At 67.2% G+C, this 19,296-nt stretch carries 21 protein-coding genes and 1 tRNA gene; 14 read left to right on the top strand and 8 right to left on the bottom strand.

What is annotated here, in order from left to right:
- Window positions 1–49: 49 nt before the first annotated feature.
- From sepX to NM203_RS06305, 3 genes are all read left to right on the top strand, one after another.
- Window positions 50–1,120: a divisome protein SepX/GlpR gene (sepX, locus tag NM203_RS06295; protein ID WP_255058860.1), complete on the top strand. Its 1,071-nt coding sequence runs from the start codon at window positions 50–52 to the stop codon at window positions 1,118–1,120.
- A gap of 52 nt (window positions 1,121–1,172) precedes the next feature.
- Window positions 1,173–1,245 (top strand) — tRNA-Ala (locus tag NM203_RS06300).
- A gap of 215 nt (window positions 1,246–1,460) precedes the next feature.
- Window positions 1,461–2,744 (top strand): sensor domain-containing diguanylate cyclase, encoded by a 1,284-nt coding sequence (locus tag NM203_RS06305; protein WP_255059135.1) that lies wholly within the window; start codon window positions 1,461–1,463, stop codon window positions 2,742–2,744.
- A 42-nt stretch (window positions 2,745–2,786) separates the two neighbouring features.
- Here the strand turns inward: NM203_RS06305 and NM203_RS06310 are convergent, their stop codons facing one another.
- The gene (locus NM203_RS06310) at window positions 2,787–3,110 is read right to left on the bottom strand and encodes a hypothetical protein (protein ID WP_255058861.1); all 324 of its coding nucleotides are present in this window, start codon (window positions 3,108–3,110) and stop codon (window positions 2,787–2,789) included.
- Window positions 3,111–3,310: 200 nt separating this feature from the next.
- Between NM203_RS06310 and NM203_RS06315 the strand changes: the two genes are divergently transcribed.
- Entirely contained in the window at window positions 3,311–3,670 is a 360-nt protein-coding gene (locus NM203_RS06315) for an ArsR/SmtB family transcription factor (protein ID WP_255058862.1), read from the top strand.
- On the top strand, window positions 3,667–4,164 hold the full coding sequence (locus NM203_RS06320; protein ID WP_255058863.1) for an SRPBCC family protein: 498 nt from the start codon (window positions 3,667–3,669) through the stop codon (window positions 4,162–4,164). Before NM203_RS06315 ends, NM203_RS06320 begins: the two co-directional genes overlap by 4 nt.
- Window positions 4,165–4,180: 16 nt before the next feature.
- Here the strand turns inward: NM203_RS06320 and NM203_RS06325 are convergent, their stop codons facing one another.
- Window positions 4,181–5,170 carry an NAD-dependent epimerase/dehydratase family protein gene (locus NM203_RS06325; RefSeq protein WP_255058864.1) on the bottom strand — a complete coding sequence of 330 codons (990 nt, stop codon included), beginning with the start codon at window positions 5,168–5,170 and terminating at the stop codon, window positions 4,181–4,183.
- 14 nt (window positions 5,171–5,184) lie between these two features.
- Window positions 5,185–7,116: a heavy metal translocating P-type ATPase gene (locus tag NM203_RS06330; RefSeq protein WP_255059137.1), complete on the bottom strand. Its 1,932-nt coding sequence runs from the start codon at window positions 7,114–7,116 to the stop codon at window positions 5,185–5,187.
- A 107-nt stretch (window positions 7,117–7,223) separates the two neighbouring features.
- On the opposite strand from NM203_RS06330, the gene NM203_RS06335 reads away from it, so the two are divergent.
- Window positions 7,224–7,577, top strand: a complete 354-nt coding sequence (locus tag NM203_RS06335; protein ID WP_255058865.1) for an ArsR/SmtB family transcription factor — start codon at window positions 7,224–7,226, stop codon at window positions 7,575–7,577.
- On the opposite strand, the gene NM203_RS06340 is transcribed toward NM203_RS06335, so the two are convergent.
- Window positions 7,574–8,773 carry a PucR family transcriptional regulator gene (locus tag NM203_RS06340; protein WP_255058866.1) on the bottom strand — a complete coding sequence of 400 codons (1,200 nt, stop codon included), beginning with the start codon at window positions 8,771–8,773 and terminating at the stop codon, window positions 7,574–7,576. The genes NM203_RS06335 and NM203_RS06340 overlap by 4 nt on opposite strands.
- Window positions 8,774–8,855: 82 nt before the next feature.
- Between NM203_RS06340 and NM203_RS06345 the strand changes: the two genes are divergently transcribed.
- Window positions 8,856–9,938, top strand: coding sequence for a ferredoxin reductase (locus tag NM203_RS06345; RefSeq protein ID WP_255058868.1), 1,083 nt, complete (start codon window positions 8,856–8,858; stop codon window positions 9,936–9,938).
- A gap of 38 nt (window positions 9,939–9,976) precedes the next feature.
- Window positions 9,977–11,083 (top strand): fatty acid desaturase family protein, encoded by a 1,107-nt coding sequence (locus NM203_RS06350; RefSeq protein WP_255058869.1) that lies wholly within the window; start codon window positions 9,977–9,979, stop codon window positions 11,081–11,083.
- A gap of 9 nt (window positions 11,084–11,092) precedes the next feature.
- Here NM203_RS06350 and NM203_RS06355 read toward each other — a convergent pair whose 3' ends face one another.
- A complete protein-coding gene (locus NM203_RS06355; protein WP_255058870.1) occupies window positions 11,093–11,386 on the bottom strand; it encodes a hypothetical protein in 294 nt (97 codons plus the stop codon).
- Between the two features lie 505 nt (window positions 11,387–11,891).
- Here NM203_RS06355 and NM203_RS06360 point away from each other — a divergent pair.
- The 6 genes from NM203_RS06360 (at window position 11,892) to NM203_RS06385 (ending at window position 17,505) form a co-directional block, all read left to right on the top strand.
- Window positions 11,892–13,196, top strand: coding sequence for an AurF N-oxygenase family protein (locus NM203_RS06360; protein WP_255058871.1), 1,305 nt, complete (start codon window positions 11,892–11,894; stop codon window positions 13,194–13,196).
- Window positions 13,197–13,247: 51 nt separating this feature from the next.
- Window positions 13,248–14,081, top strand: coding sequence for a class I SAM-dependent methyltransferase (locus NM203_RS06365; RefSeq protein WP_255058872.1), 834 nt, complete (start codon window positions 13,248–13,250; stop codon window positions 14,079–14,081).
- A gap of 92 nt (window positions 14,082–14,173) precedes the next feature.
- Entirely contained in the window at window positions 14,174–14,803 is a 630-nt protein-coding gene (locus NM203_RS06370) for a nitroreductase family protein (protein WP_255059139.1), read from the top strand.
- Window positions 14,803–15,297, top strand: a complete 495-nt coding sequence (locus tag NM203_RS06375) for an SRPBCC family protein (protein ID WP_255058874.1) — start codon at window positions 14,803–14,805, stop codon at window positions 15,295–15,297. Before NM203_RS06370 ends, NM203_RS06375 begins: the two co-directional genes overlap by 1 nt.
- Window positions 15,294–17,045, top strand: a complete 1,752-nt coding sequence (locus NM203_RS06380) for an N-acyl-D-amino-acid deacylase family protein (protein WP_255058875.1) — start codon at window positions 15,294–15,296, stop codon at window positions 17,043–17,045. Before NM203_RS06375 ends, NM203_RS06380 begins: the two co-directional genes overlap by 4 nt.
- Window positions 17,046–17,157: 112 nt before the next feature.
- A complete protein-coding gene (locus tag NM203_RS06385) occupies window positions 17,158–17,505 on the top strand; it encodes a hypothetical protein (protein ID WP_255058877.1) in 348 nt (115 codons plus the stop codon).
- A gap of 19 nt (window positions 17,506–17,524) precedes the next feature.
- On the opposite strand, the gene NM203_RS06390 is transcribed toward NM203_RS06385, so the two are convergent.
- The 3 genes from NM203_RS06390 to NM203_RS06400 are packed head-to-tail and all read right to left on the bottom strand — an operon-like array spanning window position 17,525 to window position 19,251.
- The gene (locus NM203_RS06390) at window positions 17,525–17,779 is read right to left on the bottom strand and encodes a hypothetical protein (protein ID WP_255058878.1); all 255 of its coding nucleotides are present in this window, start codon (window positions 17,777–17,779) and stop codon (window positions 17,525–17,527) included.
- Between the two features lie 45 nt (window positions 17,780–17,824).
- Window positions 17,825–18,649 (bottom strand): hypothetical protein, encoded by an 825-nt coding sequence (locus NM203_RS06395; RefSeq protein WP_255058880.1) that lies wholly within the window; start codon window positions 18,647–18,649, stop codon window positions 17,825–17,827.
- Window positions 18,646–19,251: a TetR/AcrR family transcriptional regulator gene (locus NM203_RS06400; protein ID WP_255058881.1), complete on the bottom strand. Its 606-nt coding sequence runs from the start codon at window positions 19,249–19,251 to the stop codon at window positions 18,646–18,648. Before NM203_RS06400 ends, NM203_RS06395 begins: the two co-directional genes overlap by 4 nt.
- Window positions 19,252–19,296 lie beyond the last annotated feature (45 nt).

The raw sequence follows: 19,296 nt of genomic DNA on the forward strand, positions 1-19,296 counted from the left end.
TGGACACGCTGGTCACGGACCTAGCCTGAAGGGGAAAGGACCCGTCCTCATGCCTAGCATTCCTCAATCCCTCCTGTGGATCTCCCTCGTCGTGCTCTGGCTGTTCGTTCTGGTGCCGATGCTGATCAGCAAGCGCGACAACGTACGTCGGACGAGCGACGTCGCACTCGCGACCCGAGTGCTCAACGGCGGTGGCCGCGGCGCCCGGCTGTTGCGGCGGCGCGGACCGGCCGCCGGCCACTACAGCGACCCGGATTGGCGACCGAGCGACGACTACGCCGACGACGAGTTCGACGGCGACGACGGCGAGACCGCACCTCGTAAGACCATCGTCCTGGCGGCCAACGAGGCGGACACCGACTCGCTGTACCTCGATGTCGACATCGTCGAGGAGGATTCGGGTGCGCTGCCCGTCGGGGCGTCGGCGACTCAGCAGGACGAACTCATGCTCGACTTCGACGCGGCGGAGGCCGACGCCGACGAACCGCGCCTCGATCAGACCCAGGCCATCCGGACGGTCGACGACGCCGACTTCGACGGCGACGAACTCGAGGACCTGGACGAGGTAGACGAGGTAGACGAGGTCGACGACCAGCAGGACGCCGACGGCACCGAGCACGACTACGAGTACGTCGACGACTCGTCGGGTCTGGAGGCCTCGCCCGATGAGCAGGTGGCGTCGCTGTCGCGGGCCCGCAGCCAGCGTTACGAGTCGGCGACCGCGGCGAAGGTCAGCGCGCGCAAGTACCGGTTCCGCAAGCGGATGCTGCTGGGCATGGGCGTCGCGCTCCTGGCCTCGGCGCTCATCGCCTTCTTCGTGACGACCGCGATGTGGTGGGTCAGTGGCTCGATCGGCGCGATCACCGTGCTGTATCTGGCCTATCTGCGCCGGCAGACCCGCATCGAGGCGCAACTGCGACGCAGGCGTGCACAGCGCATGTCCCGGTCCAGGCTGGGGGTGGAGAACACCGAGGACCAGGAGTTCGATGTCGTCCCTTCACGACTCCGGCGCCCCGGTTCGGTGGTGCTGGAGATCGACGACGAGGACCCGATTTTCGAGCACCTCGAGTACGTGTCGTACGCCCGCGAGTACGACCTGCCGCAGGCAGCGGGCCAGTAGCGTCACGCGTTTTCGCGGAGACGAGGGCGGCTGATAGCCTGTACCGGCACTAGGGGCTATAGCGCAGTTGGTAGCGCGTCTCGTTCGCATCGAGAAGGTCAGGGGTTCGATTCCCCTTAGCTCCACAGAGATTGATCAGAACGGGCCTGGAGGCCCGTTTGTTCCGGCGAAACCTTGCCGTTGCGGCGGGTTTGACCTTCATGTAAATTTGCTGGCGAGCTGACGAGCCCCCCGGTGGCCGGCACGCGAGACGCCGTGCACCGATTGTCCGACGACGGCTTTGCATTGTTCGTCGGCGCGGCCTCGGTGGTCATACGAAGGGCGTGCGTTGTTGCTGAACGTGTTCGGTGAGCCGAGTCGGAACGAGACGAGCCCTCAACATTTGCTGCCGCTGCAGGAGGAGACGCGTCGACTGCGGATATTGCTGGACCGTCTTCCAGCGTTGATTGGCTACTGGGACCGAAACCTGCGCAATGTCATGGCCAACGCCGCCTATGTCGACTACTTCGGCTTCACGCCGGAGGAGGCGCGGGGACGCCACATCCGCGATGTCCTCGGCGAAGCGGTGTACGCGCTGAACCTTCCCTACATACGGGCTGTTCTGAACGGTGAGGAGCAGCTTTTCGAACGCACTCTCATCGATCAGCACGGAATGACCCGGTACACCCAGGCCTCCTACCTCCCCGACATCGTCGACGGCCGGGTGGAGGGCTTCTACGTTCAGGTCACCGACGTGACCGCCCGAGTCGAGGCCGAGCACGCTCGAGACGAGGCGCTGCGACTGTTCGAGATCAGCATGGCCAACGCCCCGTTCGGCAAGGCGGTCCTGACGACGTCCGCGCACACGCTGCACATCAACCCGGCGTTGTGCGCCCTGCTCGGCTACGAGGCAGAGGATCTGCTCGGCAGGGACTTTCGCGAACTCGTACACCCCGAGGACCGTCCATCGGCTAACGCCGACCTCGCCGGCTTGCAGGACCGCTCGGTGTCTCAGGTGTCTTCGGAGCGTCGTTACGTCCGGCGCGACGGTACGACCATCTGGATGCAACGCAATGCGGTCCTGGTACCCGGCGCGTACGGCGGCGACGACGTCATCGTCGCCCAGTTCCAAGACGTCACCGCCCGCAGGCGTGCCGAAGCCGAACTCGCACGACTTGCGCTGACGGACCCGCTCACCGGACTGCACAATCGGCACGCGTTCGCCGAACACATCGGTCGGATCCGGGAAGGCGACCCGTCGGCGGCAGTGGGCATCGTCTTCGTCGATCTGGACGGGTTCAAACTCGTCAACGACGCCTTCGGACACGCTGTCGGCGTTAGCGTCCTCGCCCGTGCCGCGCAACTGCTGATGGAGACGATCGAGCCACCCGATGCGGCCTATCGCCTGGGAGGCGACGAGTTCGTGGTGCTGTGCGTTGATGCCGCTACCGACAGGGTGCAGACCCTGGCCGACGCCATCAGGATCGCACTGACCGGGAGCTATCCCACTCTCGACGCGTCGGTGAGCCTCAGCGCCTCGGTCGGCTGCACGCGCGGTGCGACCGACGACGTCGACCGGTTGCTCCGCCACGCCGACGCCGACATGTACCGGCAGAAGTTGGCGCGACGCCTACGCGGAGACTGAACGCGGAAGCGCCACTTTCCACTCCGCGGTCTCCGAGATGCTCTACGTGCAACCGCTTACGGAGACGTGCCCGCGTCGTCCAGTCGCCCCAACGCACGCGGTGACGTTCGGAAGCGGGGGCGGAGGTGGCGGTGGCGCGAAGTCCTCCGGCAACGGAGCGTAGTAGGCCGGCGGTGGAGCGTAATAGTCGATCGCCCCGGCGACGTCGACGCATCCGCTCGCGTACACGTGTCGTCCGTTGGCACCCGCGCACACGTCGGCGTGCGCGACGCCAGGAAAGGCCACGGCACTGGAGAGTCCGGAGAACACGACGAGGGCGGCCGCCGCTACCCCCGAACGACGCTGCGGCAGGCGGTTGGTGATCATGGGTCTCCTCGCGCGATGCCTTCTCGAAAGGCCGGTGAAGAAGGATCTGCTATCGGTGTGCGTGCAGCGCCGACGCTACTCTTCCCGGCCGAGGTTGGGGTGGGTGTCGCAATCCGCCGTAGATGTCAACCAAGTGGTTGACATCTGAAAGGGGTCCGTCCTACGGTGTATCTCAACCAAGTGGTTGAGAAAGAGGTGACATGAGCGACCCGCTATCGCAGGTGTTCGCGGCCCTGGCCGACCCGACCCGGCGCGACCTGGTTGCTCGGCTGACCGACGGCGACATAAGCGTCGGTCAGCTCGCTGCGCCGTACGACGTGAGCCTGCAAGCGATCTCGAAACACCTGAAGGTGCTCGAGCAGGCCGGTTTGGTCAGTCGGACCGCGCCGGGCCACCGCAGTCCGGTGCACCTGGAGGCGGAGGTCTTCGATCTCATGACCAAGTGGATCGAGCGGTACCGGCAGCGGGCCGAGGCCAGATACCGACGGTTGGACGCCGTTCTGGCGGAAATGGATAACGAGAACACCGGGCATCGCCCGGCGGAAGAGGAGACGGCATGAACGACACGACGACCGCAACGATCGAAGCGGATCCGACCGTTCCGATCATTCGCATCACCAGGGACTTCGCGGCCACTCCGGCCCAGCTGTTCCGGGCGCACACCGACCCCCGGTTGTTCGCGCGGTGGGTCGGGCCCGACGGAATGGCGACCACCATCGACCGCTGGGACGCCACCACCGGCGGCAGTTGGCGCTATGTCGCCGTTGGGGACGGCGAGGAGTTCGGCTTTCACGGCTGCTTCCACGAGGTCCGCCCGGACCGAATCGTGCAGACCTTCACGTGGGAGGGCGAGCCGGACGGTGTCGCGCTGGAGACGCTGCTCTTCGAGGATCTCGGCGCCGGGCGCACCCGGCTGCGTACGCAGTCGCTCTGCGACAGCTTCGAAGCGCGAGACGCCTGGCTGAGCAGCGGAATGGAGGTCGGCGTGGACCAGGGCTACGCCAAGCTGGCCGCGCTGATCGACGCCGATCAGATCTCCGAATCCGACGCGTGACCGACCCGCGGATTCGTCAGCCGATCAGCCCCTGGCCGCGGGCCCACTGCGCCACGCGCGTCATGCCGTCGTCGAGTGACACGATCGGCTGATAGCCGAGTACGGTGCGCGCCTTCTCGATCGAGTAGGTGCCTCGCCGAGTGAGCATGCCGATCGTGGCCGGGGTGAGTTCGCTCTCCATGCCGAGTCGTCGCTGAACGGCGCCCAGCGACGTCGTCAGCGCGAGCGCGGCGGGAGTCGGGAGCGTGCGAACCTTCCCGCCGGCCATCGCGGCGAGCCTGCCGAAGTAGTCCGAACACGGGATCCCGAAGCCGTCGGTCAGATTGAAGATCTGCCCGACCGCCCGCTCGGAGGCGATGGCGAGCACCATTCCGTCCACCAGATTGTCGACGTGCGCCGGGCTGAAGACGCCTCGCCCGTGGGCGGGCAGGATCATCTGACCCTTGGCGATCATCTCCAGGGGGATGATCGTCCACGGTCTGGAAGCGGGTCCCCAGACGTCGCCCGGCCTGATGATCGTGGTGGCGATCTCACCGGCCGCGTCGGCGGCGAGCACGACGTGCTCCGAGTTGACCTTGGTGTCGACGTAGCTGTAGCCGCTGACGCGGACGGGGTCGGTTTCGTCGACCCCGTCTGCGAAATCGAAACCGTACGCGGCGATCGACGAGACGTGCACGAACCGGGTGACCCCGGCGGCGATTGCCGCCCGCAGCACCCGTTGGGTGCCAAGGACATTGACCTCCCACGCCGTGTCCAGCGGCGCGGCGTTGGACACGATCGCCGCGGTGTGGACCACGACGTCGACGTCCGTCAGCTGCTCGGCCCACGGAGCCGGATTCACCGTGCTCCCGACGACGACGCCGTCAGAGGGTGATGCCGTGAGATCGACACCGGTCACACGCGCCCCCAGTTCGCGCAACCGGGCGGCGAGACTGCGGGCGATGAAACCGTTGGCGCCGGTGATGAACACCCGGCCGGGAACCTTGGGTGCGGGACGTGTCGACATGTCAGACAAGGTAGCTAACCGGGTTGATCGCCGCGCCACGCTCGATTGCCGAGCAGGCGCAACCCGTTGAGGGCGACGATGATCGTCGAACCCTCGTGTCCGGCAACGCCCAGAGGTAACGGCAAGTGCCCGAAGAGGTCCCATGCCACCAGCACGGTGATGAAGAACGCCGCGATGATCAGATTCGCGATGACGACCCGACGCGCTCGCCGGGCCAGTGCGACGACGGCGGGGATGGTGGCGAGTTCGTCGCGAACTGTGACGACGTCCGCGGTGTCCAGTGTCAGATCGGCGCCTCCCCGTCCCATGGCCATCGACGTCTGCGCGGCCGCCATGGCCGGCGTGTCGTTGACACCGTCCCCCACGAACAACACGCGGTGCCCGCCGGATTGCAGGCGGCGGACCTGTGCCACCTTGTCCTCGGGCAGCAGGTCGGCGCGGACATCGACGATGCCCACCTCGGCAGCCAGGCGCTCGGCAGCGCGCCGGCTGTCACCGGTGAGCAGAACCGGAGGTGCTGACGTCACGGCCGTGATGGCACGCACCGCGTCGGCGGCGCCCTCGCGGACGGTGTCGGCGAATCCCAGCACCCCCACTGGCACGGCGTCGACGACCACGACGGCTGCGGTGGACCCGGTGTCCTGCACGTCGACGACCTCGGGCAGCGGATCGCCTCCGAGGGCACGTGGACTCACCACGTCGACGACCCGTCCCGCGCAGTGGGCGCGTACACCGCAGCCGGGTCGGGCGTGGAAGGCGGTCGCGGCCGGTATGTCGATTCCGCGTCGGCGAGCTTCGGCGACGACGGCACGTCCGAGCGGGTGCTCGCTGAACTGCTCAGCGCCGGCGGCGATCCCGAGCACCTGTTCGGCGTCCAGATCCTCACGGGGTACGACGCCGGTGAGTCGCGGGGTTCCGGTGGTCAGGGTTCCCGTCTTGTCGATCGCGACTACCGTCGTTTCGGCCAGATGTTCCATCGCGACAGCGGATTTGACGAGCACACCGTGGCGTCCGGCGTTCGCGATCGCCGACAGCAGGGCCGGCATGGTGGCGAGCACGATGGCGCACGGCGACGCGACGATCATGAACGTCATCGCGCGAAGCAGCGTGCTCTCGAGATCCGCTCCGAGGATCAGCGGGATGGCGAACAACGCCAGCGTCGCGGCGACCACGCCGATCGAGTAGCGCTGTTCGACCTTCTCGATGAACAGTTGCGTCCCCGCCTTGGTCGCCGAGGCCTCGCCGACGAGCGCGACGATCCGGGCGATGACGGTCTCGGAAGGGTTCCGGGTGACGCGGATGCGCAGCACGCCCGCGCCGTTCAGCGTGCCCGCGAACACGTCGTCGTCGACGAGTTTGTCGACGGGCAGCGGTTCTCCGGTGACCGAGGACTCGTCGACGTCGGACGATCCGCCGACCACGATTCCGTCCGCGGAGACGCGCTCACCCGGCCGGACGACGACCTGATCACCGATTCTCAGGTCCCGCGGATGGACGGGTTCCTCGCGTCCGTCCGCGTCGATCCGAGCGGCGCTACTCGGGGCCAGGTCCAGCAGGTCCCGCACGGAGTCCTCGGTGCGTTTGGTCGCCGCATCCTCCAGTGCTCCGGAGGTTGCGAAGATGACGATCAGCAGTGCACCGTCGAAGATCTGTCCGATGCCTGCTGCGCCGACGGCGGCGACCACCATGAGCAGATCGACGTCGAGCTTCCAACTACGCAGCGCTCGAACACCTTCCAGGGCCGGTGCCCATCCGCCGGCGAGATAGCACGCCAGATAGCAGACCCACCACGTGGCGGGGGGCGCGTCGAGCAGTTGGGCGGCGAGTCCGACGAGGAACAGGCACAGTGCGGCGATCGCCCATCGCACCGATGCGACCGACAACAGTCCGGCGAGGCCCAGTCGAGGCGCTGCCGGTGCGCCCTGACGGCTCTGCGGCGCAGTCATCGTGCTCAACGGAACTCCCCGGTGTCGTCGTCAACAGTCTGCACATGTATACATCTAAATCTCTACATGTGTCATATGCACAGGTCGGCACGTGCTTCAATGGGGGAATGGGACACGGAGTCGACGGGCGCGCCACGCCACCGGCGACACTCGACGCGGCGTCAGCGGTCAAGATCGCGGAAACGTTGCAGGCCTTGGCTTCTCCGAATCGCCTGATGATCCTGACTCGGCTGCGCCAGTCGCCGTGCTCGGTAGGCGAACTGTCCACCGCAGTCGGCATGGAGCAGCCGGCGGTGTCTCACCAATTGCGGCTGCTGCGGGCGCTCGGCCTGGTGGCGGGGGAGCGCAACGGACGGAGCATCGTCTACCGCTTGTTCGACAACCACGTCGCGCAACTGCTGGACGAAGCGGTCTTCCACATCGAGCACCTGCGGTTGGGTGCGACGGACACAACCGCTTAAGCGGGCGGCACGCTCAAGGCGACCAGGAGTTCGAAGACGGCGTCGGGATCGGTGAGCTGTGGGCCGTACAACTCGCGAAGCTGGGTCATCCGGTATCGCACCGTCTGGGCGTGGACGAACAGCTCTGCGGCGACGGCGTCGCGACGGCCCTGGTGCAGCAGCCAGGACCGCAGCGTTTCGGCCAGTCGGGCGGCTGTGTCCGGGCGTAGATTCGCTAACGGCGCCAACGCTTTTCGGCGGAGATCGTGCGCCGACTCCGGGTCGGCCGCGATTAGCAGCTGCACCAGGTGGTCATCGGCGTCCACGACACCGTCCGCCTCGGCGACCGGAAGTGACCGACATCGGACGGCGCGGTCGTAGGACACGTGCACCTCGCGCCATGGCCGCGTCGAGCCGACCCACGCCCGCCGTCCCGTGAGTGCCGTTGTGAGACCACCCCTTCGGGGTCCGTCGACGTCCGGCACCAGCAGCACCGTCATCGACTCCGCGTCGTCGAGGCCGGGAAGGTCGGCGTTCAGCTGCAGCGTCGCTGAACCGAAGAAGGCGGTGAGCCCGCGTACCTGCCCGGTCGGCAGAAGCACCGCGGTCAGCGTCCGAGGAGCGGGCCAGTCGGCCTTCTCGGCGTGCGCCGCCAGCGCCTGCTCCGATTCTCCCGCGAGGAGGGCCTGGGCGAGGCGCTCGAGATAGCGCTCCCGCGCGCGACCGGTGGTGGCCAACTCGTCGGTGTGGCCGGACACGCTCGACGCCGACAACTCGTCGATGAACGCGAACACCATCTCGGCGAACCGGGCGATCGTGGCGCCGTCGAGGCCCGCCTCGAGTGCCGTCGCCGACAATCCCTGCCACGCGACGCGCGCCCCGACGCGGTAGGCGGCGAGCAGTGCGTCGATCGAGCGGCCGTTGCGGGCTTCGCCGCGGCCCAGTTCGTAGGCGCCGTCCAAGGCGGCGGTGAGTTGCCCGGCGGGATGGGAGTCGTCGGCGTGGGTGGCGATGCGCAGAAACGCGCCGAGCGCCATCTGCACGGCGTTCTCGATGTTCTGGCCCATGCTGCCGCTGAACGCGTCGGTGTAGCTGGGCACCTCCACCGTGATGGCCGCGACGGTCTCCTCGGCCATCCGCGGCAGCACAGCGCGCAGTCGATCGGCGACCTCGGGGGCGATGTGCAGCCCGGTGAATCGACGTAGCGGCTGGCTCATTTGTTCCCTCCGAACAGTTACTCACCGGTAGACTACGCCGCGCGGCCAAGAATTTGTGCGCACATTCGGCGAGGATTAACGCATGACAGCGATCGCCCCCCGCCCCGCCGCACACGCGCTGCGAGCACGGGTCACCAGGTTCGCCGAACGCGTGACCACTCCACTGGTCCCGGCCGACTACCTCGACGTCATCGACCCGCTGCGGTCGAGCGCCACGCTGCGCGGCCGCATCGTCGCGATCGAGCCCGAAACGCCCGACGCCGCGACCGTGGTGATCAGGACCGGCCGCGGCTGGCGGACGCACACACCCGGTCAGTACGTCCGCATCGGCATCGACGTCGACGGCGTCCGCCAGTGGCGCGCGTACTCGCTGACGTCCGAGGTCGGCCGCGGCGACGGCTGCATCACGATCGCGGTGAAGGCCGTTCCCGGCGGCGTCGTGAGCAATCACCTCGTCCGTCGCGCGACGCCCGGCACGGTCGTCCAGTTGGACCAGGCCGCCGGCGACTTCACCCTCGGCGACCATGCGGCCGCCAAGGTGCTGTTCCTCACCGCAGGCAGCGGCATCACCCCGGTCATGGGCATGCTGCGCAACATGACGGCTCGGCAGTCGGACGTGGTGGTCGTGCACTCGGCCCCGACCTCCGGCGACGTCATCTTCGGACCGGAGCTGCGGAAGATGGCCAGCCAGGGGCGAATTCGGCTGATCGAACGCCACACCGATACCGACGGGATGCTCGACGCCGCCGAACTCGGCAGCATGGTGGACGACCTCACCGAGCGCCACACCTGGGCGTGCGGGCCCGCCGGAATGCTCGACGCGCTCGAACGGCGTTGGGCCGCCGAGGGAATCGCGGACCGCCTGCACACCGAGCGCTTCCGCGCCGCCGTCGTCGAAGCAGGCGACGGGGGGACGGTGACCTTCTCCAGGTCCGACACCACCGTCGACGCGGGCGGGGCGCAGACGCTGCTCGAGGCCGGGGAGAACGCCGGCGTGCTCATGCCGTCGGGATGCCGGATGGGCATCTGCTTCGGCTGTGTCGCACCGCTTCGCCAGGGCGCCGTCCGCGACCTCCGCAGTGGTGACATCACCGCCGCCGCCGATGGAGTCGTCATCCAGACCTGCGTCTCCGCTGCCGCCGGCGCCTGCGACATCGACCTCTAGCCACAACGTTCTTACCCCTCGACTCTCAAGGAATCGCCATGACGACTCTCGAAGCCGACCGCATCAGCGGTCCCACCGCCCATCTCACCGCCGACGACATCGACAACATCGGCCGGGAACTCGACGCCATCCGCGCCGACGTCATCGCCGATCGCGGAGAGCGCGACGCCGCGTACATCCGCAAGGTCATCGCGGGCCAGCGCAAGCTCGAACTCGGCAGCCGCGCCCTTCTGCTGTTCTCCTTGTTCCCGCCCGCCTGGCTGGTCGGAACCGTCGGCCTGTCGATCTCCAAGATCGTGGAGAACATGGAGATCGGGCACAACGTGCTGCACGGTCAGTGGGATTGGATGCGCGACGACAAGATCCACTCGACCACGTGGGAGTGGGACAGTGCGTCGCCGTCCGACATGTGGAAGCACTCGCACAACGAACTGCACCACGCCTACACGAACGTGCTCGGCAGGGACAACGACCTCGGGTACGGCATCATGCGCGTGGACGAGGATCAGAAGTGGATGCCGTTCTACCTCGCGCAGCCGCTGTGGAATCTCATCAACGCCTGCCTGTTCCAGTACGGCATCGCCGCCTACGACCTCGAACTCGGAAAGCACGTGAAGGGCCGCGGGGACAGGGAGCGACTGCGCCGTGACGGCAAGAAGGTGCTCGCCAAGATCAAGCGACACGTGATCCGCGACTACGTATTGCATCCGCTGCTGTCCGGTCCGTCGGCGCTCACCACGATGTCGGCGAACCTCACCGCCAACCTGGCGCGCAACATCTGGTCGCATTCGGTGATCATGTGTGGGCACTTCCCCGAGGGTGTGCAGACCTTCGCGAAGACCTCCATCGTCGGCGAGACCAAGGGTGAGTGGTACGTACGCCAGATGCTCGGGTCGGCCAATATCTCCGGCAGTTCACTGCTGCACTTCATGACCGGCAACCTGTCGTTCCAGATCGAACACCACCTGTTCCCGGATCTGCCCAGCAACCGCTATCAGGAGATCGCGCCGAAGGTTCAGGACCTGTTCGAGCGTTACGGCCTGACGTACACCACCGGGTCGATGCCCCGACAGGTCGCGTCCGCCTGGAAGAAGGTGTTCCGGCTCTCGCTACCGAACGACTTCGCTCGTCGCGCAGCCGCGTAGCGCCGCTTCTCAGTCCGGCCAGACGGCTTCGACCATGTCGAACGGCTCGCCGTCGGTGCTCCACCGATGGCCGCACCGGCGACCGGTGAGCCTCCACACCCACGTTCCGTTGGCTGCGCGCAGCGTGATGAGGGAGCCGTCGTAGCTCAACCCGACGTCGGGTTCGGCTCGACAGCGCTCGAGCACGTACAGCGCGAACCACATCACCGACGGGGCGTGGTCCACGCACAGCCGATCGCCGTCGCGCCGAAACCGCACCTCGCCCAGAAGCAGGGGTGCGGCTACTCCCACGGTCTCGCTCATTGCGGGTGATTCGTTGCTGAAACCGGGTCGGATTGACACGAACGGCGTGCTTTCCGGACGTGCTCGGCCCTCTAACGACCGGCCGACGAGCACCGGGCGGCGTCGGATGGGCGGCCGAAACGCGCGTCGCAAACGGCCCGTGTCACCCTCGTCCGTCTTCGTCGACGGCCGGGTGGGGAATCGATGCGCGCGCTGAACGAGCCTGGTCGCACGCGGTGGGGCAGTCGTCGAGTAGTTGCGCTTGCACAGAATCACCGCGACATGGGAGTGCGAAAACCCGCCTGCGCCCGGCGAACTCAACCGAGCATCGTGACGAGGCGTTAGAGAACTGTGATCGCTCCGCTCCGCCGGAGTGACCCATCGCAACCGCTCAGGCCCTACAGTAATCGCGAAGTCAGCCGCTTTACTGTCCACGGACGAGAGCATGGATTGCACATATGAGAACGCCTTGGACGTCGCTGAGCGGCTTGCTGGGTGCCATCGTGCACAGTGACCGGAGCCCGATGTGACGGCCACCGACGACACGGACCTCACAGCTCAGGACACCTATTTCGACCGGGTCGAGGCCCTTTCCGAGGCAACCACCCGGCTGAGCTTCGAGCCGTACCGCGATATCGACTGGGACGCCCCGGACAACGTGCTGGACAAGGACGATCCCCGGTGGGAGCTGGACCCGGCGACGGATCCACTCGCGGCGACGGAGTGGTACGCCGAACAGTCGGTGCAGAAGCGCATCGACATGGGCCGCTGGATCACCGCGAACACCCTCAAGGCGACGATCCAGTTCGAGCAGATGCTGATCCGCGGGGTCGTGCACTCCGCGGGTGCCCTGCCCAACGGCTCGCCGGTGTTTCGCTATCTCATGCACGAACTGGTCGACGAGGCCAACCACATCATGATGTTCCAGGAGTTCATCAACCGCACCGGGGAGGACGTTCCCGGTATGCGGCGAGGTTCCCGGATCATCGGGCCGATCCTGGGTTTCATCGGCGGCTACGCGAGCATCTTCCACTTCATCGGGGTGTTGTGCGGCGAGCAGCCGCTGCATTATCAGCAGACGCTGCAGCATCGCGGTGCTGCGAACGTGCCGCCGCTGCTCAACAAGGTCACCTACATCCACCTGGCGGAGGAAGCCCGCCACATCACGTTCGCCGACGACTATCTGGCTGAGCGGATGCACGGTCTCGGTCGTTTCCGACGGGCCACCTACGCGATCGCGTTCCCCTTCTATCTGCGGTGGCTGATCGGCGAGTCGATGGGACCGCCACGCAACTTCGCCAGGGAGTTCGGCGTGCCGCGGCGGGTGTTCAAGACGGCGTACTGGAGAAGCCCGGAGTCGCGACGGATGATGGCCGAGGGTGCCGCCGACGTCCGGCGGATCGCCGACGACCTCGGACTGCGCACGGTGTGGTCCCGGTGGCTGTGGCGAGCATTCGGAGTCGAAGGCCGGGTGCCGCGCTACCGCGGCGAGCCGGAACGGGATCACACGGTGAACCCGTCGGTCGGGAATCGCCTGGCGGTGTGGGGACGTCTGGCCGCGGTGGCGATCACGGCCATCGTCGCGCTGGGGGTCGCTCCCGACGGCGTGAAGATCATCGCGTGTGCCGCCGCAGGCGCCGGGGTGTGGGCGACCTACCACGCAGTTCGGGCGCGCCGCGGCGGCGTCGTGGGCAACCAGCCGTTCGAATGGCCCAGGCTGCTCGTCTGGGTGGCGGTGTGCGTGGCGATGATTCCGGCGGGCGGTCTGATCGGGCTCGCCATGGTGGTGTGCATGATCTGGGCGCTCGCCGAGTTCATGCCCACGATGTGACCATCGGTGCGCTGCCACTGAATGACGTGCCGACCGTGGTACGGTCCGCCCATGGCTGACCTGCCCTATTTCGACCTGCTGATGGACGAGCGGCAGGACGGGGGCGAGACCGGCCAGCTGTGGGAAGAGCAGGTGCACTGGGGGTACTGGGAGGATCCCAAGGCCGCCGACGGCACCAGGGCCGATTACATCGCGGCGATGAAGCAGATGGACGTCGAGCTGTTGAAGGCCGGCAAGGTCGCCGACGGGCAGAAGTTGCTCGACGTCGGGTGCGGATTCGGCGGCACCATCCAGTCGATCAACGCCGCTCACTCGGGCATGGACATCACCGGCTTGAACATCGATCCGCGCCAGCTCGCCGCCGCGGAGGCACAGACCACGGCGGCCAACGGCAACACGATCGGTTGGGTCGAGGCCGACGCGTGTGACCTGCCGTTCGAGGACAACTCCTTCGACCGCGTGCTGGCCGTCGAGTGCATCTTCCACTTCCCCTCACGCGAGAAGTTCCTCGCCGAAGCGGCGCGAGTCCTCAAGCCGGGCGGTTACCTGGCGGTGTCCGACTTCGTACCCACGATGGCCTTCTTCGCCAAGACGCCGATCTGGGTGGGCGTTCGCTCGCGGATCGCGAAGTCCTACGGCACGCTCGGCACCGTGCCCATCCGGTCCTACAAGACCCTGGGCAAGCGGGCCGGACTGCAGCTCGAGGCGAACCGCAACATCCGCAGGAACACGCTGCCGACGTATCCCTTCCTGATCAAGTTCTTCCGCGAGCAGGGGTCGGAAGACGCGAAGAAGACGATGGTCGTGGGAACCCGCTGGATCAAGTGGCTGACGAAGGCCGGCCTGCTGCAGTACCGCGTGTACACGTTCCACAAGCCCGCCTGACCGAACCCGCCCTCGCTGCGGAACGCGACCCTTGTCTGCCTGACGCTAAGGCTATAAAAATAGACACCTAGGGTTCGAGCGGACGGAACGTGGTGGATATCGAGTCGGTCGACGAGGTGCTTTCGACAACGCGTGCCGTGCGACGGAGATTGGACCTGACGCGTCCGGTCGAACGCGAGGTCATCCTCGACTGTCTGCGACTGGCGATGCAGGCGCCGACGGCAAGCAACGAGCAGAACTGGCGCTGGCTGGTGGTCACCGACGCCGAGAAGCGCGCGGCGATCGCGGCGCTCTATCGCGCTGTCGGCGAGGCCTATCTCGAGCACGCCGCCCGCACGGCGTCCGATCCGCAGAACCGTCGGGTGTACGAGAGCGCGCACGCTCTCACCGCGATCCTCGCCGACGTCCCCGTCTTCGTCATCCCCTGCATCGAAAGGCGTTTCGACGGCAGCGACCTGGTGGTCGCCGCGTCGGCGTGGGCGTCGATCATCCCGGCCGCGTGGAGTTTCCTGCTCGCACTGCGCGCGCGCGGCCTCGGCTCGGTGTGGACGACGCTGCATCTGGCCAAGGAGAAGGAGGTCGCCGAACTGCTGGGAATCCCCGACACCGTGACCCAGGTCGCGCTCTTCCCGGTGGCCTACACCCTGGGCACCGAATTCAAGCCCGCCTCCCGTCCGCCACCTGAGACCGTCACGTCGTGGAACGCCTGGGGTGAGCGGTAATGATCTCGAGCACAGCGACTTTCGCGATCGACGCACCCGTCCGCCGGGTGTGGCGCGTCCTGCACCCACCGGTGCCCGCGGACGCGCCGTCGCCCCGCATCATCACCTACCCGGCGGGCAGCATCGAAGTCCTGCGCGAGGGCGACGACGCCGGCGAGGGATTGGTACGCACCTGCGTCTTCGACGTACCCCGGTACCTACTGTCAGGTGGCAAGGCGAGGTCGTGGGAGGTCGTCACCGAGGCGAGGGTCAACGAGATCTCGAGGTACGTCTCGATCAGCAAGCCGCTGTGGTCGCGCGCCGAGGGCTATCACTCGCTGTCCGAACAGCCGGACGGCTCGACGCTGCTGACCTTCCACGAGACCTACCACGCGTACAACCCACTTCTTCGGGCGCTGCTGGAACGCCGCGTGCACGCCAGGATCACCGCGGACAACCTGTCCACCTACGCGCACGCGCTCGGCTACGCCGGAGCCACCAGGAGGGTGTCGTGAGCTACGACGTGATCATTCGCGGCGGCACGGTCGTCGACGGTACCGGAGCCGCAACACGCACCGCCGACGTCGCGGTCACTGACGGTGTCATCGTCGAGGTGGGCCGAGTCGACGGAACGGCGCGACGTACGATCGACGCCGACTGGCTCACCGTCACACCGGGATTCGTGGATGTGCACACGCATTTCGACGGGCAGGCCACCTGGGATCCGCACCTGACGCCGTCGTGCTGGCACGGAGTCACCACGGCGATCATGGGTAACTGCGGCATCGGGTTCGCACCCGTGAAACCCGATCGCCACGACTGGCTCATCGAACTCATGGAGGGCGTCGAGGACATCCCCGGAAGCGCGCTGGCGGAGGGGATCACGTGGGAGTGGGAGACGTTCGGCGAGTACCTCGACGCCCTCGAGCGGATGCCGCGCGCGGTGGACGTCGGCACGCAACTGCCGCAGGCGGCGTTGCGCGCCTACGTGATGGGTGACCGTGCGCTCGACGCTCCGACCGCGGACGACCTGGCTGCGATGAGCCGAGCCGTCACCGAGGGTCTGCGCGCGGGCGCGCTGGGCATGTCGTTCGGCAGGACCGCCGGGCATCGCAGTCTCAGCGGCGAACCGGTTCCCGGCACGTTCTCGGAGGAGGACGAACTGGTGGCCCTGATGTCGGCGATGGTGGACGCGGGAACCGGTGTGCTGCAGGTGGTTCCGGCCGGTGTCGGTGGCGAGATGGGTGGTGACCAACGCCATTCGATCGACGCCGAGGTGAAGTGGATCAGCAGGCTGGGTGCGCGGTTCGGCATGCCGTTGACCTTTTTGGCGATGGTCAACGAGCAGGATCCGCACGACTGGCGGCGCTGGTTCCGTGCGGTGCGTGACGCGAACCGTGCAGGGGCCAACGTCCGACCGCAGGTGGCCAGTCGCGCGTTCGGAATGCTGATGGGTCATCAGTCGCGGATGAACCCGTTCCGGCACCGCCCGACGTACCGCGCGCTGATGGAACTTCCGCTGGGCGAGCGCGTTCGGGTGCTCCGGAACCCCGAGATGAAGGCCCGCATCCTCGCGGAGACTCCGGACGCCGGCGACGGGCCGTCGGCCGATCAACTCAACCGCTACACGTTCAAGCGGCTCTATCCGCTGGGCGATCGCCTCGACTACGAACCGTCCGCCGACGGCAGCATCGCCGCGATTGCCGAGCGCGAGAACCGCGACCCGTGGGACGTCACCTACGACACGCTGCTCGGCGCCGACGGTCGCGAGTTCCTGCTGCTGCCTCTGCTGAACTACGCGGGCAACAACTACGACCATTTGCACGACATGATGTCGGATCCGGTGAGCCTGCAGGGCCTCGGTGACGGGGGAGCGCACTGCGGGATCATCTGCGACGCCAGCATGACCACGTATCTGATGTCGTACTGGGTGCGCGACCGGACCCGCGGACCGCGAATCCCGCTCGAGACGGCGGTGCACCGACTGACGGGCGATCCGGCGGCGTTCTACGGACTCGGTGACCGGGGCGTGCTGGCGCCGGGTCGACGCGCCGACATCAACCTCATCGACCTCGACGATCTCGGCCTGCACTACCCGGAGCGTGTGGAGGATCTGCCCGCGGGGGCCGGTCGCCTGATTCAGCGAGCCGACGGCTACGTCGAAACGCTGGTGCTCGGCGAAACCATCGTCGCCGGCGGCGAACTGACCGACAGCCGGCCGGGCGGTCTCGTCAGGGGTCCGCGACCGGCACCGGTCGGATAGCCGTAGCCCGCGCGATCAACCGCAGCCGCCGGGCGGACAGCTGCGCATCCCAGACCCGCTCACCCGTCGCCGCGGACACCGATTCGGCCTGCATCAGAACGGGCAGCCGGGTGTGGCGACGGTGTTCTCCAACGGCGATGACACCCGTCAGATCGGTGACACCATCCTGGTCCTCCCGGATGCGGACGCCGCGGTCGTGGCCTTCCAGGGCGCGCAGGGGGCGCTGAGTGCCGCGGTGGTCGGAGGCACTCCCGAGGTCGCGAACGTAGGCACCGACTCGGTGATGGTGGCGGGTACCTCACCGGACGGGTCGAAGGAGGTCACGGTGCTGCTGTTCGTTGAGGGCAACGCGTTCACCACGCTCGAATTCGACAGCATCGCGGGAGATCCCGTGCCGCCGGAGTTCGTGCTGGACGTCGCGGGCAAGCAGGACGCGAAGATCGCGTCCAGCCTGGGCTGAGCCGGTCGAGGGGTCCGGCTCAGTCCTCGTCCTTCTTCGTGTCCTCGTCCTTGTCGTCAGCGTCGTCCTCACCGGTGTCCTGGTCATCGTCCGACTCGTCCTTCGCCGTCGTCGCGCCGCCGACCTCGATCACGGCCCAGTGGCTCGGCGACACCAGGACGCTCCAGTCGCCCTCGGTGCGCCCGATCTTGAGCACGCCGTCGTCGACCTCCCATGCGGTGTCGTCGTCGTAATCCGCTTCAGCGCCGTCCGTGTACGTCAGTTTGAATGCCATGCGGCGAGTGTTCCCGGTCACAGGGCCGCCGAATCCGCCGCTCGGTCAGGGATGCGTGACGACGTAGGTCTCATTGGTCAGCCCGGCCGTCAGTTCGTCCACGACGAAGGGCCGGTCGAGCCGTGCGCGTATCCCCGCGGGATCGATGAGGAGGCTGATCTCGACGGTCTGGCGGGCGAACACCCGGCCGATCAGCGGGTAGAGCCGGCGCATGACGGCGCGTTCCGCCCGTGTGCACCGCGACGCGCAGTACCCGACGTGTCCGACCTCGTCGGTGAGGATCTCCGTGTACAGCGTGTGGACCCGCTCGCGGACGTCGGGTTCGTCGGCGAACAGTTCGTCGCCGACGCGGCGCAGTTCGTCGAACATGATGCACCCCGCCATCTCCGCCGCTCCGACGAACACGAAGCCCAGGCGTTCCGGCAGGAAGACGCCGGCCTTGACGAGCTGGCGCATGACGAACGGCGGTGGCACCACCTGAAAAGTCAGGTCGAAGACGTCCAGCACGTACGCCAGAAGTCTTGTGTGGTAATGCTCTTCGAGTTCCAGATACACCCGCTCGGGGGGTAGATCCGCGTCGCTGTTCAGGCCGTACGTCTCGCCGAGTCCCACCCCGAAACGCTCGGCTTGGTTGAGTTTCGCGGTCGCGAGCAGGAACAGCATCTTGCGGTCGAGGCCGGCTTCGGGTGTGCGGCGACGCAGGTTGCGCAGGAACGTCGCGCTGTCCGCGGGCTGCGCCGAACGGACGGGATTCGACTCCAGGTCGTTGAAGAACGTTTCGCGATTCGCCAGTCGGCGATTCAGTAGATCGGCCTCTCCGTCACGTCGTCTGAGGAAATCGCGATAGCCGTCGATTCTGTTGTCGCTCATCGTTTTTCCATTCCCTTGACGATGGTTCTGACGTATCGCCCGACGACGTCGTCCGCCGTCGTGGACGTGTATGCGCCGGTGGCGAGCAGCGCGAAGAGGCCGGTCAGGAAGAACACCCCGAGTTCGGCTGCGTCGCCGTCCGCGGCGACGCGGCCCGCGCGCTGTGCGGTGGTGATCGCCGTGATGACGAACTCCGCCAGCGGATGCTGCGGGACTTCGTCCTCAACGGGCCGGTTCGCGGAGAAGTGCAGTCCCAGCATCTCGCGGAAGACGACGGCGCCCAAACGTCGTTCGGCGGCGACCACTCGGGCCACCAGCAGCGACAACACGGACTCGAGGTCGGCGCCGTCGCTCGGGGCGATGTCGAGTTCGGCGACGATCCTGGCCTCTTCGTTGCGCTCCAACTCGACGAGGACGTGCTCCTTCGTCGGGAAGTGGAAGTAGAAGGTGCCGCGCACGACGCCGGCCGCGTTCGCGATCGCGGTCACGTCGGCGCCGGCCAGGCCGGACCGGCCGATCTCGGCCAGTGCGGCGTCGAACAACCGCGCACGCGTCTCCTGCATCCGCGCCTGACGCGCGGTCAGGGTGCTCGACGTCGGCATATCCGCACGCTAGCCGTTTCACTGGCAGTCGTCAATGACGACCGT

The sequence above is a fragment of the Mycolicibacterium arenosum genome (assembly GCF_024320865.1).
Lineage (GTDB): Bacteria > Actinomycetota > Actinomycetes > Mycobacteriales > Mycobacteriaceae > Mycobacterium > Mycobacterium arenosum.

What these genes read in the sequence shown, in the direction of transcription:
- NM203_RS06325 (WP_255058864.1), bottom strand. Translation starts at nt 5,170, where the DNA reads ATGTCGACACGTCCCGCACCCAAGGTTCCCGGCCGGGTGTTCATCACC.
- NM203_RS06375 (WP_255058874.1), top strand. Translation starts at nt 14,803, where the DNA reads ATGATCTCGAGCACAGCGACTTTCGCGATCGACGCACCCGTCCGCCGG.
- NM203_RS06330 (WP_255059137.1), bottom strand. Translation starts at nt 7,116, where the DNA reads ATGACTGCGCCGCAGAGCCGTCAGGGCGCACCGGCAGCGCCTCGACTG.
- NM203_RS06395 (WP_255058880.1), bottom strand. Translation starts at nt 18,649, where the DNA reads ATGAGCGACAACAGAATCGACGGCTATCGCGATTTCCTCAGACGACGT.
- NM203_RS06365 (WP_255058872.1), top strand. Translation starts at nt 13,248, where the DNA reads ATGGCTGACCTGCCCTATTTCGACCTGCTGATGGACGAGCGGCAGGAC.
- NM203_RS06310 (WP_255058861.1), bottom strand. Translation starts at nt 3,110, where the DNA reads ATGATCACCAACCGCCTGCCGCAGCGTCGTTCGGGGGTAGCGGCGGCC.
- NM203_RS06315 (WP_255058862.1), top strand. Translation starts at nt 3,311, where the DNA reads ATGAGCGACCCGCTATCGCAGGTGTTCGCGGCCCTGGCCGACCCGACC.
- NM203_RS06340 (WP_255058866.1), bottom strand. Translation starts at nt 8,773, where the DNA reads ATGAGCCAGCCGCTACGTCGATTCACCGGGCTGCACATCGCCCCCGAG.
- NM203_RS06400 (WP_255058881.1), bottom strand. Translation starts at nt 19,251, where the DNA reads ATGCCGACGTCGAGCACCCTGACCGCGCGTCAGGCGCGGATGCAGGAG.
- NM203_RS06345 (WP_255058868.1), top strand. Translation starts at nt 8,856, where the DNA reads ATGACAGCGATCGCCCCCCGCCCCGCCGCACACGCGCTGCGAGCACGG.
- NM203_RS06390 (WP_255058878.1), bottom strand. Translation starts at nt 17,779, where the DNA reads ATGGCATTCAAACTGACGTACACGGACGGCGCTGAAGCGGATTACGAC.
- sepX (WP_255058860.1), top strand. Translation starts at nt 50, where the DNA reads ATGCCTAGCATTCCTCAATCCCTCCTGTGGATCTCCCTCGTCGTGCTC.
- NM203_RS06335 (WP_255058865.1), top strand. Translation starts at nt 7,224, where the DNA reads ATGGGACACGGAGTCGACGGGCGCGCCACGCCACCGGCGACACTCGAC.
- NM203_RS06320 (WP_255058863.1), top strand. Translation starts at nt 3,667, where the DNA reads ATGAACGACACGACGACCGCAACGATCGAAGCGGATCCGACCGTTCCG.
- NM203_RS06350 (WP_255058869.1), top strand. Translation starts at nt 9,977, where the DNA reads ATGACGACTCTCGAAGCCGACCGCATCAGCGGTCCCACCGCCCATCTC.
- NM203_RS06355 (WP_255058870.1), bottom strand. Translation starts at nt 11,386, where the DNA reads ATGAGCGAGACCGTGGGAGTAGCCGCACCCCTGCTTCTGGGCGAGGTG.